This window comes from Sporosarcina sp. FA15, from assembly GCF_051550195.1.
GTDB lineage: Bacteria > Bacillota > Bacilli > Bacillales_A > Planococcaceae > Sporosarcina > Sporosarcina psychrophila.
Genome location: NZ_CP188818.1, coordinates 1,995,252 through 2,012,706, shown reverse-complemented (window position 1 = coordinate 2,012,706; position 17,455 = coordinate 1,995,252). Strand labels below are relative to the sequence as shown.

Below are 17,455 nucleotides of genomic sequence, written 5' to 3'. Positions count from 1 at the left end.
TCAACTCCCTTTACAGTTGATCGTTCTCAAACAATCTGTACATTCCTGTGTCAATTGGCCGTGACACATGCGGCGCAATCACTTGGACTGCTTGACAAACTTTTTTTACATCGACACCGGTTTCGATGCCGAGCGTATCGAGCATGTTGACAACATCTTCAGTCGCAACATTGCCTGTTGCACCAGGTGCGAATGGACAGCCACCCAAGCCGCCTGCAGACGTATCAAAACGGTTGATACCTGCTTGTAGCGCAGCAAAAATATTTGCTATCGCCATTTTGCGTGTATCGTGGAAATGAGCTGTCAACAGTACGTCTGGAAATTCCTCTTTCAATGTCTTGAACAACTCATAACTTTCACGGGGATTCGCCTTCCCAATCGTATCGGCGACACTAAGTTCGTTCGCACCCATGGCGACAAATCGTTTACAAAGTGCGACGACATCCTCTATCTCTATCTTCCCTTCATACGGACAATAAAACGCAGTTGAAATACAAGCCCGTATAAAAACGTCATTTATTTTTAATTTCGCAAAGACGGGCTGAAGCGCATCGATGCTTTCAGCGGTTGTTCGGTTAATGTTTTTTTTGTTAAATGTATTGCTCACCCCAACGAACACGGCAATACTGGTCGCACCAGCTTCAATTGCAAGCTCAGCACCTTTGTCATTCGGTGCAAGGACGAATTGCCTGCCGACCTTTTTTGACTTTTCTACAATCGTTTTTGCATCCGCCATTTGCGGCACCCATTTCGGTGATACAAACGAAGTTAGCTCCATTTCTTGAATGCCTGCCCCTTGTAAAGCCTCAATAAATGCTAGCTTATCATTTTCATTGACATGTTTCTTTTCGTTTTGTAGCCCATCGCGTGGACCAACCTCGATTATTGTGACGTTGTTTGGTAAAATGAACATATCATCCCTCCTCTAGTATATTGTAATGAAGGGATGCATATACAGGCAACTTAAATAAGGGAATGGGGGAAAAGAAATGTCGAAAGAAGTCGTAATCATCAGTGCGGTTCGTTCTGCTATCGGATCGTTCCTTGGTTCATTGAAAGATATACCGGCAACAGATCTTGGGGCGACAGTTATTAAAGAGGCATTGAAACGTGCAGGGGTGGCACCAGAGAGCGTTGACGAAGTAATCATGGGGAATGTCCTGCAGGCTGGATTAGGTCAAAATCCGGCGCGACAAGCGGCAATGAAAGCGGGACTACCTGAAACCGTTCCTGCTCTGACAATTAATAAAGTTTGTGGCTCTGGATTGAAAGCTGTGCATCTTGCACGTCAAGCAATTATTGCAGGAGATGCGGATATTATTGTCGCAGGCGGTATGGAAAACATGAGCCAAGCCCCATACATAATGAAAAATGGCCGAGAAGGCTTTAAAATGGGGGACCAAAAAATTATCGACAGTATGATTTCAGATGGACTTTGGTGTGCATTCAATGATTATCATATGGGCATCACAGCAGAAAATCTTTGTGATCGATATTCAATTACCCGTGAAGAGCAAGATACATTTTCGGCAGCATCACAACAAAAAGCGGCGGCAGCAATTGAAGCCGGAACTTTCGCAGAAGAAATCGTTGCGATTGAAATCCCGCAGCGAAAAGGCGATCCTATCCTTTTCGATCAAGACGAATACGTCAAAGCCGGAACAACTGCAGACAAGCTCGGTAAACTGCGACCGGCATTCAAAAAAGATGGCAGTGTAACAGCCGGAAATGCTTCAGGTATTAACGACGGTGCAGCAGCATTCGTTATTATGTCGAAAGAAAAAGCAGACGAGCTTGGCTTGACGCCACTAGCAACAATCGTAGCGAATGGTAATGCGGGCGTCGATCCTTCAGTTATGGGTCTGGGTCCTGTGGAAGCCGTTAAAAAAGCACTCACTAAAGCCAATATGCAACTATCCGAAATTGATTTGATTGAAGCGAACGAAGCATTTGCAGCCCAGTCAATCGCGGTCGGAAAAGAACTTGAATTTGACGCATCAAAACTTAATGTTAATGGCGGCGCAATAGCACTTGGCCATCCAATCGGGGCTAGTGGGGCACGCATCCTAGTTACACTTCTTCACGAGATGAAACGTCGTGATGTGAAATCCGGACTTGCTACGCTATGCATAGGTGGGGGACAGGGAGTCGCAACGATTGTTACACGATCATGAACGAGAGTAGGTGAAAAGAATGGCGAAAAAACGTAAACAAACTGCACCTCAGCCGAAAAAAAGAGACAATGAAGGATCGGTATTTTCCGATGCACTTGATGATGATATTCTTGAAAAATTGAAAGCGGCAAAAAAGGCATTGTCAGCTGCTGAAGAGACGAAAGAAGAGGAACGTCAAGAGCAAATTCGCCTTGAACGCAAAGAACGTGAGAAAAATAAAAGTTTTGGAGAACTGCTCCAAGAGTTCGGAGATACTGGATCGAAGTTTTAATTGGTAGCACCGGCTGCAATTTGGCTGGTGCTTTTTTGGGAGTGTCTTGTTCCCGTACTATCCAACGAGAGCGGTAGAGTGCCCAACCATTTAGCTGAACTATCCAACAAACGCGGTGGTTTCCAACCATTAAGCTGAAGTGTTCAACGAACGTGGTAGAGTGTCCAACCATTATGTTGAAGAGTCCAACGAACGCGGTAGAGTGTCCAACCATTACGCCGAACTAGTCCAACAAACGTGGTGGTTTCTAACCATTAAGCTGAAGTGTCCAACCATTATCCCGAAGTGTCCAACGAACGTAGTGGTTTCCAACCATTAAGCTGAAGTATCCAACGAACGCGTTAAAGTGTCCAACCATTACATCGAACCGTCCAACAAACAAAAACGCTGCCCCTTGGGTTACGGGACAAGCGTTAGATTCATTTCTTTGCCATTTGCTCTTGCGCCATTCTCACCATTTCTTTCACCATATTGCCACCAATCGAGCCGCCGATTTTCCCCGCCTGTTCCGACGTTAGTTTTCCGTTATAGCCCTTCGATAGTGGAATGCCGAGTTCCTCCGCAATTTCGAATTTCACGTTATTGGGTGCAGATTTATCCACGTCGTAGCCTTGGGCTTGCATGACGTCCGCTTTCAGCTGATCTAACGCTTGTCGTGCACCAGGTACCAAAATCCTATTTTTGCTAGCCATTTTATCTCCTCCAGTAAGCTGTAGTGTCCCCAAAATACAGGAAAACACACTGCAAATCGAATTCAGTACGCTCTTTCGCAAGTAAACAAATTTTACTTCTTTCATTTATCAATAAATTGGTTGATAATAATCGTACACAAACAGTGTGGTGGGACATAAAAGGAGAAATTAATGTTGTCTATAACTAAACTTAAAAATAGTATCGGAACTACTGGTGTCACTTACGTTGTAATTGCTTTATTGACCGCGATTGCTAGCGAGATTAAAGTGATTCCTTTCAACGGGGAGAATTTCCGTTTCGGATTAGGAAGTATTACGTTCTTTTTACTCATTCTTATTCGTCCTTCTATTCCATTGATTCGAACGGGTCTTATCACGGGGATCACGGTGGTTTGTTTCCGATTAATTGGCGATTTTACGACTGAGACTATTTCATTTTGGGCAAGTTTACAAAATCACCTGCCTGCATTTTTGTATTATGTGCTATTTGCAATCGGATTTAGCATTATTAAAATTGAACCATACAAAGCGTTTCCATTACTTTTGGGCGCATGGGCTCTCCTTTTTGAATTTATCGGAAATAGCGCGGAGCATCTTATGCGCTATTTATTGTCAATGCATGTGGATTTAGGTTTTCGTGAATGGGCATTAATAGCTGGGACGGCTTTGTTTCGCAGTTTTTTTGTAGTGGGACTTTATAGCATGATCACGGTATCGGAACAAAAGAAACAGATGCAAGAAATGCTTGGCGTGGGTGCAGACTTATATGCGGAAAGTCTTTATCTACAAAAGTCATTGGACCATATTGAGCAAATCACGGCAGCGAGTCATGAGTTGTATCGGAAATTAAAAAAGGAAAATCTTCAAGAGTTAAGCGTGCAAGCATTGCTTATCACGCAAGAAATACACGAAGTGAAAAAAGACACGCAGCGGATTCTTTCTGGGATTTCCAGTATATCTACAGAAAAAAGAAATGATGTCCTCTTACTTTCGGAAGTGCTAAGCTTGGTTGTTACCGCAAATGATAAATATAGTATTTTGCTTAGGAAAAAAATCGCTTTTCAACTATCGCTTTCAGTTGATTTCGAGACGACTCAACAAATCCCGTTGCTCGCACTATTGAATAACCTTACCGCAAACGCTGTTGAATCCATTGAGCAGAAAGGCGAAATTACAGTAACGGTATACGAAGAAGCGGCATACACCCATTTCATACTAAAAGACACGGGAATAGGGATTTTAGAAGAGGATTTACCAATTATTTTTGAAGCGGGTTATACGACGAAATTTAACAATCATGGCGTTGCCGCAACGGGAATCGGCTTGTCTCATGTGCAACACATAATACAAACGCTTGAAGGTCAAATTCAAGTAGAGTCTTTGGATGAAGAGACGATTTTTCAAATCCGAATTCCAACGAAGAACATTAGAAAGTGAGATGAATCAAGTTGCGCTATTTTATTATAGATGACGATACGGCCAGTCGGAAAATGTTGGCGAAAATAATTACGGAAGGTGAATTAGGTGTTGTCATTGGTGAGGCGGAAAGCGGAGTCAAATCACTCTCACTTGTCCATTCAACAAACCCAGATTTTGTCTTGATCGATTTATTAATGCCTGAGCTTGATGGAATCGAAACGATGGAACATTTAAGAACACTGGGATTCCAAGGCCAATTCATTATGATTTCTCAAATTGTAAATAAGGAAATGGTAGGGGAAGCTTATGAAAAAGGTGTTGAGTTCTTTATACATAAACCAATTAATCGTGTTGAAGTGCAGAGCATCCTAAGGAAAATGTCAGAACAGTTCCGGCTGAAAAATTCGTTAATGTCTATTCGAGAATCATTAGCTCATATCGGTTCAACTGGAGTTTTACCGAAGAGGAAGAGCGTAAAAGAAATTGTTTATTCATTGTTAAATGAGTTAGGTATTATCAGCGAACCAGGTAGTGAGGATATGGTTTTGATGATGGAGTTTTTAATGAATCGTAAAGAGTCGAGCACTCAATTTCCTTCATTGAAAGATCTTTATGAGGCTGTAGCTAGTTCAAATACAACAGAGAACAAGGATATAAAGAAAGAAAGTAAGTCGATTGAACAACGAATCCGGAGAACGATCCTGACAGCAGTCACGAATTTGGCTTCATTAGGGTCAATCGATTATATGAATCCGAAGTTTGAATATTATGCGCCTCGCTATTTTGAATTTGAGGAAATACGGCGACGGATGAAAGAAATTGATCAAAACAGTAATGAATCAACGAAAGTGAAAATAAATATAAAGAAATTCCTTCAAGTGATGTACTTTGATACGGTTGAAAAACACAATCAATCTTAACGTACAAAACTAAGTTCATTAGGAAGAATACTGTAGTTATTACATTACGAAGAAGGTTTTAACTAATCTATTAAAACAAAATGTCGGATTTTGTCGGATTTTACAATGCCCACATATAATTGCTTACAAGTTCTAAAAAACGAATTCGTAAGCGTTTTCATATTTTGAAAAGAGGTGGGTACATGAAAAAATTTAAATTTACATTGGCGTATCAAATTTTACTAGGTTTAATATTAGGAATTACAGTCGGAGCAGTTTTCTTTGGCAACCCTGCAGTTGAAAAGTATCTGCAACCCATAGGGGACATGTTTATCCGGATGATTAAAATGATTGTTGTTCCCATTATTATTTCAACTTTAATCGTTGGGGTTGCGGGTACAGGGGATTTGAAAAAATTAGGTAAACTCGGTGGTAAAACACTCCTTTACTTTGAAATTGTTACAACAGTTGCGATTATTGTTGGTTTGTTAGCAGCAAATCTATTTAAACCAGGTGTCGGTTTGGATATCTCTACAATGGAAAAAGGGGATATTTCACAATACGTACAAACAACTGAAGAAGTATCGAATAATGGCATTATGGATATTATCGTGAACATTGTTCCGAGCAATATTATCCAGTCGATGGCTGAGGGTGACATGCTCGCAATTATTTTCTTCTCTGTCCTATTTGGTTTAGGTGTTGCGGCAATTGGTAAGAGAGGGGAGCCAATACTTGCCTTCTTCCAGGGAACCGCAGATGCGATGTTCTGGGTAACGAATCTTATTATGAAATTTGCCCCATTTGGTGTGTTTGCATTAATCGGTGTAACGGTTTCAAAATTTGGACTAGAATCCTTAATTCCGCTCGGGAAATTACTCGTTCTGGTGTACGCAGTTATGGCGTTCTTTGTAATAGTGGTACTAGGAGCTATTGCTAAAATGTGCGGGACAAGCGTTTTCCACCTTATCAAAGTCTTGAAAGATGAGCTATTGTTGGCTTATTCCACATCAAGTTCGGAAACGGTATTACCAAAAGTGATGGAGAAAATGGAGAAATTCGGATGTCCGAAAGACATTGTTTCCTTTGTCATCCCAACAGGCTATTCCTTTAACTTGGATGGCTCTACACTTTATCAAGCACTTGCAGCGATCTTCATTGCACAAATGTATGGAATTGAATTAAGTATTATGCAACAAATTACGTTGATGGTCGTGTTAATGGTTACTTCTAAAGGGATTGCGGGTGTACCTGGCGTTTCCTTCGTTGTACTACTCGCGACGCTTGGAACTGTGGGAATTCCGCTTGAAGGACTTGCCTTCATCGCTGGGATTGACAGAATTCTAGATATGGCAAGAACAGTTGTCAATGTAATCGGTAACTCATTGGCAGTCGTTGTAATGTCCAAGTGGGAAGGCCGATTTGATGGCGGTATGGAAAAAGAATACATGGCGACAATTGGTAAACCTAGCGTAAGCCAATAAGAAATCGTCAATACCAAACACTATAGTACATAAAAAAGCATGGCCCTCAAACTAAGAGGACCATGCTTTTTTTCCATTCCCCAATAAAGGGGGTGCACTCGGAAAATTTGATAGTTTTTTCAATCATACAAACTGTTCTTTCTGACGAATAATCATGTAACTCTCGTCAGCGCAGTTTGATAGGGCTGACTCAATTAGCCATTTCGGCGATGCAGTCGCAAGATGGTTGGTACGCGATCTGCTTTTTGAAGTCAGTCTTCAAGTTGCACTTCCACAAAAAACGTAACGCTTACTGCTTAGTAAACACATAGAGATTGGAACCTAATCACTCGGTTCTTGAAAAGTGTACCTCTCGCCAGCAAAGCAAATTTTCCGCCAAGGCTGTGCAATTCATCGTCAGAATCGCCTGTAGGTTACTCGTCTACTAAGGGTCATCCTCCGGTAGTTCCGCCTTGTAATCTACCTATACCCGGGTGAAATTAAGATAAACCACTTTAAACAGAAAACTTTTTTACGACTATATGTTGAATAAATGAATACCTAATATAAACTGAACGAATCTATAGATAGCATTCTCTAAAAAACACTTGAAAATTAGGAGTAAGAAAGAGAGTTTTTAGATTTCATAAACTAATGCTTGATTATGTAAGCCTTTTCATTGTATAATTTACTAAACCGATTTAGTAAACCGTTTTATTGAATTAATTATAGAACTAATAGCAGCTCGAATTGGCATAAAGGAGGAATTATGTGTCTTCAAATTTTAGTATTCTAACACTTGGTGATGGCCTTATTACGATGAATCCGGCAGATACTGGTCCTTTACGATTTGTAACAAATTTTTCTCGTAAAGTGGGCGGGGCAGAATTGAATTTTGCAATTGGATGCTCTCGTCTTGGTCTTAAGTCAAAATGGGTGAGCCGTTTAGGAAATGACGAGTTTGGACGGGTCATTTACAATTTCGCGCGTGGTGAAGGCATCGATGTGACGAATGTCGAACTCATGGATGGGTATCCTACCTCGCTAAACTTTAAAGAAATTCAAGAAGACGGTTCGGGCAAGACGTTTTATTATCGTCATCAGTCTCCTATGCTTACAATGGAGCCAAAAGATATTACGAAAGACATGTTTGAAGGAGTTGATGTGATTCATCTCACCGGCGTGTTTTTATCGATAAATCCAAAAAATATTGAAATCGTGAAACAAGTTCTTGAAATTGCAAAAGAAGCAGGAATTCCAGTCTCATTTGATCCGAATCTACGGTTGAAAATGTGGACGATTGAAGAAGCAAGAGCGACGTTTATGCAAATATTCCCGTATGTAGATATTCTCTTGACAGGACTCGATGAAATCGAACTAATTCTTGAAGATTCTTCAGATGAAGCACTAATTGACTGTGCAAAGCGTTTCCAAATAAATCAGTTCGTGATAAAAGATGGTGCAAACGGTTCAAGAGTTCTCACGGATGGTACTTGGTATGAAAAAGAAGCATTTAAAGTCAATCCTGTGGACACAGTTGGTGCAGGTGATGGATACGATGCAGGTTATATCTACGCATATTTGAATGGGTTTTCTCCGCAAGAAAGACTTGAATTGGCAAATGGCGTCGGAGCTCTTGTTACAACTGTATCCGGGGACAATGAAGGACTTCCTTACTTAGAAGAAGTATTGCCCTTCATCCGACAAGAAAAAGGTATCGAAAGGTGAGGTGGACAAGATGAAAGCTGTTCAAGTCAGGAAAGCGTATGACCTTGTCATCAATGAAGTCGAACAACCGAAACTAGTTTCTACTACGGATGTACTGGTGAAAACGAAGCGCGTAGGGATTTGTGGATCGGATATGCATATCTACCACGGAACAAATCCGCTGGCGACATTGCCGCGCGTGGTCGGGCATGAAGTAACGGGCGAAGTGGTGGAAACGGGAGTGGATGTCACAACGCTTAAAGTCGGAGACCATGTCGTCGTAGAACCGATTAGTTACTGCGGCGAATGTTACGCATGCCGCAAAGGACGTCCGAATGTCTGTGAACAGCTATCGGTGTTCGGCGTGCATGAAGACGGCGGGATGAGAGAGTATTTCGTTCTTCCTGAAAAGCAACTCCACGCAGTCGATTCGACGCTTGATTGGAACGAAGCTGTTATGGCGGAGCCTTACACAATCGGCGCTCAAGCGACATGGAGAGGTCAAGTCGGGAAAGGTGATACTGTTCTTATCCAAGGAGCAGGACCGATCGGAATCTGTATCTTGAAATTCGCCAAACTACAAGGTGCATCTGTTATGATGACCGATTTAAGCGAAGAACGTTTGGCATTCGCACGGGAAAACGGAGCGGATAGGATAGTTCAAGTAGGGTCGGAAGATGTGAAAGAATGCGTGAAAGAGTGGACGCAAGGCGAGGGAGCAAACGTCGTCATTGATGCAGTGTGTCTGCCGATGACATTCGAACTGGGGATTGACGTTGTTTCACCAGCTGGAACGGTTGTTGTCCTTGGTTTCGATGAAAGACCGGCTCAAATTCCACAGTTATTAATAACAAAAAAAGAAATAACCATTGTTGGCTCAAGATTGCAAACGAACCAAATGCCAAGAGTTGTTGAATTGTTAAACACAGGGAAACTTCGCCACGATGGATTAATCACACATACATTTGCACTTGCTGATGTGCAAGAAGCATTTACATTTGTGGAGAATAATCCAGATAAAGTTCGCAAAGCTGTTATTGTATTCGACTAAGGGAGGCTAACAATCATGTCAAAGTTTGAAACTCATGCACAAATAGCGGAATCTAAAGTTGTTGCGGTCATTCGCGGAAGTGATGCAGAGGAAGCCATCCAGTTGTCAAAAGCAGCTGCTGAAGGTGGTATTCGAGCAATCGAATTGACGTATACGACGCCAAACGTTCAAAAAGTGTTCGAAGAGTTGCAATATGAGGACATCCTTTTAGGGGCAGGAACAGTTTTAGACCCCGAAACCGCACGTCATGCCATTTTGGCTGGTGCGAAGTTCGTCGTAAGTCCTCATTTCAATAAAGACGTTGCACGTATTTGCAACCGTTACGGCATTCCGTATTTCCCGGGTTGTATGACGATTCGTGAAATGGTGGAAGCGCTTGAATCAGGTTGTGACGTATTGAAACTGTTCCCTGCAAACGACTTTAAGCCGTCATTCATTAAGTCAGTGAACGGGCCATTACCGCAAGTGAAGATTATGCCAACAGGTGGTATCAATCTGGACAATATAAATGATTGGCTTGCTGCGGGTGCAGTTGCTGTTGGAATCGGTAGTGATTTAAATAAAGCATACAAAACGGGTGGGTACGAAGCAGTAGTGGAACTGAGTAAACAATATATAAACAAAATTTCACAATAAAAGGAGTGGCATAATGAATATTACATTTCGTTGGTATGGAAGAGACAATGACACTGTCACACTCGACCACATAAAGCAGATCCCTGGCACAAAAGGTATCGTATGGGCATTGCACCAAGTGCCTGCCGGAGAAGTTTGGAAAAAAGAAGCCATTAAAGAAGAAGTCGATTACATTAAATCATTCGGTTTCCATGCGGATGTTGTTGAAAGTGTAAACGTTCATGAAGCTATCAAAATTGGCAATGAAGATCGTGCTAAATACATTGAAAATTATAAAGAGACAATCCGTAATCTTTCAGAGTTCGGTGTTAAAGTTATCTGTTACAACTTCATGCCAATATTTGACTGGACACGTACGGAAATGTTCCATCCGCTAGAAGACGGATCTACGGCGTTATTTTATGAAAAGGCAAAAGTGGACGGCCTTGATCCGAAAGAGTTAATTCGTACCGTAAGTGAAGCTTCAGATCTGACGCTTCCAGGTTGGGAACCGGAGAAATTGGATAAGATTACAGATCTTTTCGAAGCATACAAACAAGTGGACGAAGAGCAACTTTGGGCAAATCTTGAGATTTTCTTAAAAGAGATCTTACCTGTTGCAGAAGCTTGCGGCATAAAAATGGCGATTCACCCGGATGATCCACCTTGGTCGATTTTCGGTCTGCCACGCATTATGACAGGTCCAGAAAGTTACGAAAGACTGATTGCTATTTCTGACTCCGAGTCAAATGCATTTACAATGTGTACGGGCTCAATGGGCGCAAATCCGGAGAATGATATGGTTCAAGTCGCGAAGAAATACGCTTCACGTGCTCCATTCTCGCATATCCGTAATGTGAAAATTTATGATAACGGTGATTTCGTAGAAACATCTCATTATACGCAAGATGGCTCAATTGACGTAAAAGGTGTCGTCGAAGAACTAAATAGGCAGAACTACGATGGATACGTCAGACCTGACCATGGTCGCCATATCTGGGGAGAAGTTTGCCGACCAGGTTACGGATTGTATGACCGTGCTTTAGGCATCATGTATTTATTAGGATTATGGGACGCATATGAAACGAAAAAAGCGAATGGTGAATCATGATTCCAATTCATAACAACCTAAATGGACGGGTAGCCGTCATAACAGGTGGCAGTGGTGTTTTATGTTCAGAAATGGCGCGTGAATTAGCGCGCCAAGGTGTTAAAGTGGTAATTCTAAACCGCGACGCTGAAAAAGGTCAGAAAATCGTTGACAGCATTAAAGAAGCTGGAGGTACAGCCATTGCATTAGCGGCGGATGTGCTGGATAGAGCATCATTGGAGCGTGCACGGGTTGAAACCGTTAAACAATTCGGCCAAGTAGATTTGCTCATTAACGGAGCAGGTGGCAATCATGCTGATGCGATAACCGATCCGGAGATCTATGATGAACAAGAAGAGGGTAAAACTTTTTTCGATTTGGATGAAAACGGTTTTTCTGAAGTGTTTTCTACAAACTTTACCGGTACTTTTTTGGCAACACAAGTATTCGGAAAAGAACTATTAAAATCAGAAACACCTTCTATATTGAATCTCTCATCAATGAGTTCATATACGCCATTGACGAAAGTACCAGCGTACAGTGCAGCAAAAGCATCTATCAATAATTTTACGATGTGGCTAGCTGTTCACTTCGCGGAAACAGGGATGAGAGTAAATGCGATTGCTCCTGGTTTTTTCCTAACAACTCAAAATCGTGGTCTGCTGCTCAATGAAGACGGTAGCCATACTGCACGGTCAACTAAAATTATTGCAGCTACACCGATGAAACGATTTGGTAAACCTGAAGATTTACTTGGTGCAATGCTGTTTCTTGTTGATGAATCGTGTTCTGGTTTTGTTACAGGAACAACAATTCAAGTAGATGGAGGCTTCATGGCTTACTCCGGTGTATAATGGTGTAAAGTTAGATAATGGAGTTGGATCATTTGAAGAACATAACAATCGCGGATGTAGCAAAATTAGCAGGGGTATCTAAAAGTACAGTTTCTCAATTTTTAAATAAACGATATGAGTATATGAGTGAGCTTACACGAGAACGAATTGAATTGGCAGTCGAAGAATTGGATTATCGTCCAAACATAGTAGCGCGCAGTTTAACGCAGAAGTCTACTTTTACCGTCGGTGTCATTGTCGCAAATATACTTCATTCGTTCTCTACTCATATTATCCGGGCGATTGAAAACAAGTTTTATGAACATGGTTTTCATATAATTGTCTGTAATGCGGATGATGAACCGGAAAAAGAAAAGGAATATATCGAGATGCTCATGGCGAAACAAGTGGATGGGATTATCATATTTCCAACAGGTGGGAATATCGACTTATACAAAAGAATGAAAAAATCTGGTTTTCCACTTGTTTTTATGGACAGGACAATCGCGGATCTCGGGATTGAAACTGTTCTTCTCGATAACGATAAAGCGGCAGAATTGGCTGTTAACCATTTCACTGAAAGCGGTTACAGCAAAATCGCCATTGTTACTACTTCGATTATTAGAAATATTAGTCCACGAATTGAACGTATTCAAGGATATAAAAGAGCGTTAGAGAGTCATCAGTTGAATGTTAACGCAGACTATGTGAAGACGGCTGACTCGGATGCCATATCATCGGTCCTTGATGAATTGTTCGAGCTTGTTGCTCCACCAGAGGCCATATTGGCGGGGAATGACTTCGTGCTAATGGAAGTGTTGAAGTATATAAAAAATCATAACTTAATAATCCCAGCAGATGTAGCTGTTATCGGTATTGATGACGTGCCATTTGCTAGTTTTTATACACCCTCAATTACGACCATTTCACAGCCGATGATTGAAATGGCTAATCTAGCTGTTAAATTACTCATGAAGCAAATGAATGAAAAAGAACACGGGGAACCTGAGGTATATCGTTTACAACCAACGTTAATTGCAAGAGGATCTTGTTGAGGCAGTCTGCCGAAAGGTTATTACCGTTGCTAGTTATGATAAAACAGGTTAGTACATAAAATCACAATTGGTAGCATCAATTGCTGTATATCAAAGAAATAGAGATGAACTCTAGAATAGTAGCGAACATCTTTTAAAACTATACCAACACTGTAGTTAACAGGGGGAGAAAGTTATGCCATTAGTAATTGTCGCTTTAGGGATTATTGTTTTACTCATATTAATCATGAAATTTAATATAAATACATTTATTTCATTAGTGGTTGTTTCATTCTTAATCGCTTTAGCTTTAGGTATGCCAATAAATGAGATTGTTAAATCAATTGAAACTGGCATGGGGGGAACGTTAGGTAGTATCGCATTAGTCTTTGGGTTAGGAGCGATTCTTGGTAAGCTAATCGCCGATTCTGGTGGTGCTCAACGTATTGCAATGACGTTGATTGAAAAATTCGGATTGAAGTATATCCAATGGGCTGTTGTAGTGGCCTCATTTATACTAGGGATTGCATTGTTCTTTGAAGTAGGTCTAGTATTATTAATTCCAATCGTTTATCAAATTTCTAAGCAAATAAAAGTACCATTTTTATACTTAGGACTTCCAATGTCGGCCGCGTTATCAGCTACACATGCATTTTTACCGCCACATCCAGGTCCTACAGTTATTGCCAATGAATTCGGCGCAAACGTAGGATTGGTATTGCTTTACGGTTTCCTAATCGCAATTCCAATCGTCATTATCGCGGGTCCTATATTCACAAAGTTCGCGAAAAAATTTGTACCAAAAGCTTTTGATAAAGATAGTACAAGCGGTAGTATTGCTTCGATAGGTGAAACAAAACAATTTAAACTAGAAGATACACCAGGATTTGGTATCAGTGCTTTCACGGCATTATTTCCGGTTATTTTAATGGCTTTCTCAACAATCGTCAAATTGTCTAGAGACGCAAATGATACGGAAAACGTGTTTTTTGACCTAGTTACAATGATTGGATCTCCAACAACTGTTATGTTGCTGTCTGTATTACTGGCAATCTATACAATGGGTATCGCACGGAAGATTCCAATGAAACAGCTTATGGAATCAGCAGAAAACGCAGTCAGAGCTATCGGGATGATGTTACTAATTCTTGGTGCAGGTGGCGCACTTAAGCAAGTATTGATCAATGGTGGAGTTGGCGATTATGTCGCTGTCCTTTTTGAAGGTAGTGCAATATCACCGTTAATTTTAGCTTGGCTGATTGCTGCTGTTATAAGAGTTGCACAGGGATCGGCAACGGTTGCGGCATTAACGACAGCTGGACTCGTCATTCCAATGATGGCAGGTACAGATGTCAATTTAGAATTAATGGTATTAGCAACAGGTGCAGGTAGTATCATTGCTTCACACGTTAACGATACTGGTTTCTGGATTGTTAAAGAGTCCTTTGGCTTAACGATGAAAGAAACATTCGCAACTTGGACTGTGCTAGAAACTGTTATTTCAGTGAGTGGTCTCGGTTTCGTTTTACTTCTAAGCTTATTTGTTTAATAGGGGTATGAAATTAGTAAGAATATAAAAAGAGGAACTGTCCGGAAGGCTGGATGTCATTCAGCTTTTGCGGGCAGTTTTTTTGCAGGTAGTGATAGTTCCATAAACAAGAAAAAAGCATGATCCTTATACAAAGGGGATCATGCTTTTTCCATACCCCGATAAAAAGGGGGTGCGCTCGGAAAATTTGATAGTTTTTTAATCACACAAACTGTTCTTTCTGACGAATAATCATGTAACTCTCGTCAGTGCAGTTTGATAGGGCTGACTCAATTAGCCATTCCGGCCATGCAGTCGCAAGATGGTTGGTACGCGATCTGCCCTTTTGAAATCAGTCTTCAAGTTGCACTTTCACAAAAAACGTAACGCTTACTGCTTGGTTAACACATTAGAATTGGAACCTGATAACACGGTTCTTAAAAAAGTGTACCTATCGTCAGCAAAGCAAATTTTCCGCCAAGGCTGTGCAGTTCATCGTCGGAATCACTTGTAGGTTACTCGTCTACTAAGGTTCATCCTTCGGTAGTTTCGCCTTGTAGTCTATGGATACCCGTGTTGCATTAAGTTAAACCATTTTGAGGAAAAACATTTAAACTTGCAAAGTTATAGTAAGTGTACCGATCTTTGAAAAACCATTCGAGTAAAAAGATTCAAGATCTACATTCTAAATGGGGATTTCTATGATTTGGTATTCGGGGAGAGGATGGTGACTAAAGAGTGAAAATTAATATGCGTTTATCGTAAAGATAGTGATTGTCATGCGGTTTGCACTTATGGTTGCTGTGTAGAAACAATCGTGACTATCACGACTACTTGCCAGCACAGCTACCGTTTCTTAGGTATTCATACGGAAAATATTTAGTCAGATTCATGCAGTTAAGATTTTTCTTTTGATTTAAATGAGTAAAAAGAATAACCCGATTTCAATTAACCGGGAGATGTGGATTTTTTCACCTACTTACACTTGTTCTTTTTTATCAAACGTCTCCAAGAACTGTTGAACGTTACCATAGGTTTTCAAGTTCTTTGTATTTATGCCTAGCTCTACAGTGGTCATGGCTAATTGCGGTCTTACACCTGTAATAACAGTCTCAATTCCGAGCAACTTTAAGATATCGATTATTTGAAAAACATGTTGAGCGACATAGGTATCAATCGCATGAATTCCTGAAAAATCAATTACCAACAACTCGATATTTAACTTTGTTACTTTCGGAATTACGGTATTTGTAATGTAAGCCGATCTTTCTTCACTAAAGTCACCAATTAGGGGCAAAATTGCAATACCATCTCTAATTGGAACAATGGGTGCAGCTAGTTGCAAAATTTCTTTTTCAATTGCTTTAATTACTTTTTGATTACTTTCATTAAACTTTTTCGTAGTGTTACGAATTGCATCGTCAAAAACAAATGTAATTTTCTCGTAAAGTTTAGCTACTCCTTCTGTATCATATTGCTCCAGTAGCCCCTTTTTTTGAATTTCTTGCATAAGAGACAGGCGAAAAGTACTTATTATTTCGATAGTATCTTTAAGTAAAGTACCATCTTTGTAATAGTAGTTATCGATGTCATATTCTAAATTCATATCCTCTATTTCTTCATTACTTGAAAGAAGTGTTTTTGAAAACTCGCTTATTAAAACTGTCAATAGCTCTTTGTGTTTTGCAATTTGCTCTTCTGTCAAATGTAAATGCAATTTAGCTATAGCTTGTTTTAAACACTTGTCCGTGAGAGCTAATTTCTCTGTCTCCATGTAAACTCCAACTGATTGCATTATTTGTCCATTCCTCTCTCATTTCGGGTAGCCACTTATAGAAGTTTCCCTGTGTTATGCTAACTTTTTATATTTCAGTAGGGAAGGAAATGACAACTCTATTCCTAGTATTTGGTGTTGTTTAACGAATACCCTTTTCAGGATAAACGTAACTTAGTAAATAGAGGTTTCATAATTATTCCAACCTCTCCATTTTACCACAATAAACACTTGTCAGGATAATTCAGTGTGACAGACACCGAAATAGTAGCTACCAAAATGCTAATCCAAAGCATATAAGGATGAGAAGTTCGATGACTACTGAACAATTGACAGCAAAAGACCGTTTGCTAGAAGTGCTATTATTAAGTTTGGGACAACATAGTTGAAGAATTACATGTAACAGATTTATATATATTTCGTCTGATTGAAAAGTAGGTTATTTAGAGGAGGCAACATGGATGGGAGATTATGCACTTGAACGATTCTTACTGGGAGTTATTTTGTTCGTATTGTTCCTAATTGCTATCTTTTTAAGAAAGCGTGGCAGAATAGTAATTTCCTTATTATTCATTGCCATATTGATTGGTTACTGGGTGTTTTATGGTATTCGAGAACAAGTCTTACAGAACAGGTATGAAGAATCTATTGAAATAGTTGACACTTACCTTCAGGATAAATATCCGAATGAAACATGGACAATTGATACAATTGTAGAAGAAGGAAGAAAAATAAGACCTACAAAGGTGAAAGTGATTTTTGATAATGAACAAAATGTTGACTATATTTATAAAGTTTACGAAAAGAATCGAGTCATTTTATATGAATACGGTCACCCCGAAAACATGGATACTACTAATTTCATGCATGATGAAACGCATAATAATTAGAGATAACAGGTCGGA

At 40.3% G+C, this 17,455-nt stretch carries 16 protein-coding genes; 13 read left to right on the top strand and 3 right to left on the bottom strand.

Annotation, left to right across the window (positions count from 1 at the left end; all coding sequences use genetic code 11):
- Positions 1–10: 10 nt before the first annotated feature.
- Complete coding sequence (locus ACP8HG_RS09720) at positions 11–913, bottom strand: hydroxymethylglutaryl-CoA lyase (protein WP_187045351.1); 903 nt, start codon at positions 911–913, stop codon at positions 11–13.
- 76 nt (positions 914–989) lie between these two features.
- Between ACP8HG_RS09720 and ACP8HG_RS09715 the strand changes: the two genes are divergently transcribed.
- Complete coding sequence (locus ACP8HG_RS09715; RefSeq protein WP_399628100.1) at positions 990–2,174, top strand: acetyl-CoA C-acetyltransferase; 1,185 nt, start codon at positions 990–992, stop codon at positions 2,172–2,174.
- Between the two features lie 19 nt (positions 2,175–2,193).
- Entirely contained in the window at positions 2,194–2,445 is a 252-nt protein-coding gene (locus ACP8HG_RS09710) for a DUF3886 domain-containing protein (protein ID WP_067211039.1), read from the top strand.
- 419 nt (positions 2,446–2,864) lie between these two features.
- Here ACP8HG_RS09710 and ACP8HG_RS09705 read toward each other — a convergent pair whose 3' ends face one another.
- Complete coding sequence (locus tag ACP8HG_RS09705) at positions 2,865–3,137, bottom strand: alpha/beta-type small acid-soluble spore protein (protein ID WP_338655930.1); 273 nt, start codon at positions 3,135–3,137, stop codon at positions 2,865–2,867.
- A 174-nt stretch (positions 3,138–3,311) separates the two neighbouring features.
- Here ACP8HG_RS09705 and ACP8HG_RS09700 point away from each other — a divergent pair, with 174 nt between their 5' ends.
- The 10 genes from ACP8HG_RS09700 to ACP8HG_RS09655 all read left to right on the top strand — a co-directional run bounded on the left by ACP8HG_RS09700 (position 3,312) and on the right by ACP8HG_RS09655 (position 14,797).
- Entirely contained in the window at positions 3,312–4,574 is a 1,263-nt protein-coding gene (locus tag ACP8HG_RS09700) for an ATP-binding protein (RefSeq protein WP_231885692.1), read from the top strand.
- A gap of 11 nt (positions 4,575–4,585) precedes the next feature.
- On the top strand, positions 4,586–5,476 hold the full coding sequence (locus ACP8HG_RS09695; protein WP_067211031.1) for a response regulator: 891 nt from the start codon (positions 4,586–4,588) through the stop codon (positions 5,474–5,476).
- A 182-nt stretch (positions 5,477–5,658) separates the two neighbouring features.
- Positions 5,659–6,939 (top strand): cation:dicarboxylate symporter family transporter, encoded by a 1,281-nt coding sequence (locus ACP8HG_RS09690; RefSeq protein ID WP_067211029.1) that lies wholly within the window; start codon positions 5,659–5,661, stop codon positions 6,937–6,939.
- A gap of 750 nt (positions 6,940–7,689) precedes the next feature.
- Positions 7,690–8,646: a sugar kinase gene (locus ACP8HG_RS09685; protein WP_187045347.1), complete on the top strand. Its 957-nt coding sequence runs from the start codon at positions 7,690–7,692 to the stop codon at positions 8,644–8,646.
- Between the two features lie 10 nt (positions 8,647–8,656).
- Positions 8,657–9,676: a zinc-binding alcohol dehydrogenase family protein gene (locus tag ACP8HG_RS09680; protein ID WP_342538711.1), complete on the top strand. Its 1,020-nt coding sequence runs from the start codon at positions 8,657–8,659 to the stop codon at positions 9,674–9,676.
- 15 nt (positions 9,677–9,691) lie between these two features.
- Positions 9,692–10,312 carry a bifunctional 2-keto-4-hydroxyglutarate aldolase/2-keto-3-deoxy-6-phosphogluconate aldolase gene (locus ACP8HG_RS09675; protein ID WP_354312502.1) on the top strand — a complete coding sequence of 207 codons (621 nt, stop codon included), beginning with the start codon at positions 9,692–9,694 and terminating at the stop codon, positions 10,310–10,312.
- Between the two features lie 13 nt (positions 10,313–10,325).
- The gene (uxuA, locus tag ACP8HG_RS09670; protein WP_342538710.1) at positions 10,326–11,402 is read left to right on the top strand and encodes a mannonate dehydratase; all 1,077 of its coding nucleotides are present in this window, start codon (positions 10,326–10,328) and stop codon (positions 11,400–11,402) included.
- Positions 11,399–12,235 (top strand): SDR family oxidoreductase, encoded by an 837-nt coding sequence (locus ACP8HG_RS09665; protein WP_067211015.1) that lies wholly within the window; start codon positions 11,399–11,401, stop codon positions 12,233–12,235. Before uxuA ends, ACP8HG_RS09665 begins: the two co-directional genes overlap by 4 nt.
- Positions 12,236–12,267: 32 nt before the next feature.
- Complete coding sequence (locus ACP8HG_RS09660; RefSeq protein WP_438298570.1) at positions 12,268–13,269, top strand: LacI family DNA-binding transcriptional regulator; 1,002 nt, start codon at positions 12,268–12,270, stop codon at positions 13,267–13,269.
- Between the two features lie 175 nt (positions 13,270–13,444).
- Positions 13,445–14,797, top strand: coding sequence for a gluconate:H+ symporter (locus ACP8HG_RS09655; RefSeq protein WP_067211010.1), 1,353 nt, complete (start codon positions 13,445–13,447; stop codon positions 14,795–14,797).
- Positions 14,798–15,755: 958 nt separating this feature from the next.
- Here the strand turns inward: ACP8HG_RS09655 and ACP8HG_RS09650 are convergent.
- Positions 15,756–16,571: an STAS domain-containing protein gene (locus ACP8HG_RS09650; RefSeq protein WP_067211008.1), complete on the bottom strand. Its 816-nt coding sequence runs from the start codon at positions 16,569–16,571 to the stop codon at positions 15,756–15,758.
- A gap of 440 nt (positions 16,572–17,011) precedes the next feature.
- Between ACP8HG_RS09650 and ACP8HG_RS09645 the strand changes: the two genes are divergently transcribed.
- On the top strand, positions 17,012–17,440 hold the full coding sequence (locus ACP8HG_RS09645; protein ID WP_438298569.1) for a hypothetical protein: 429 nt from the start codon (positions 17,012–17,014) through the stop codon (positions 17,438–17,440).
- The last annotated feature ends 15 nt before the right edge of the window (positions 17,441–17,455 follow it).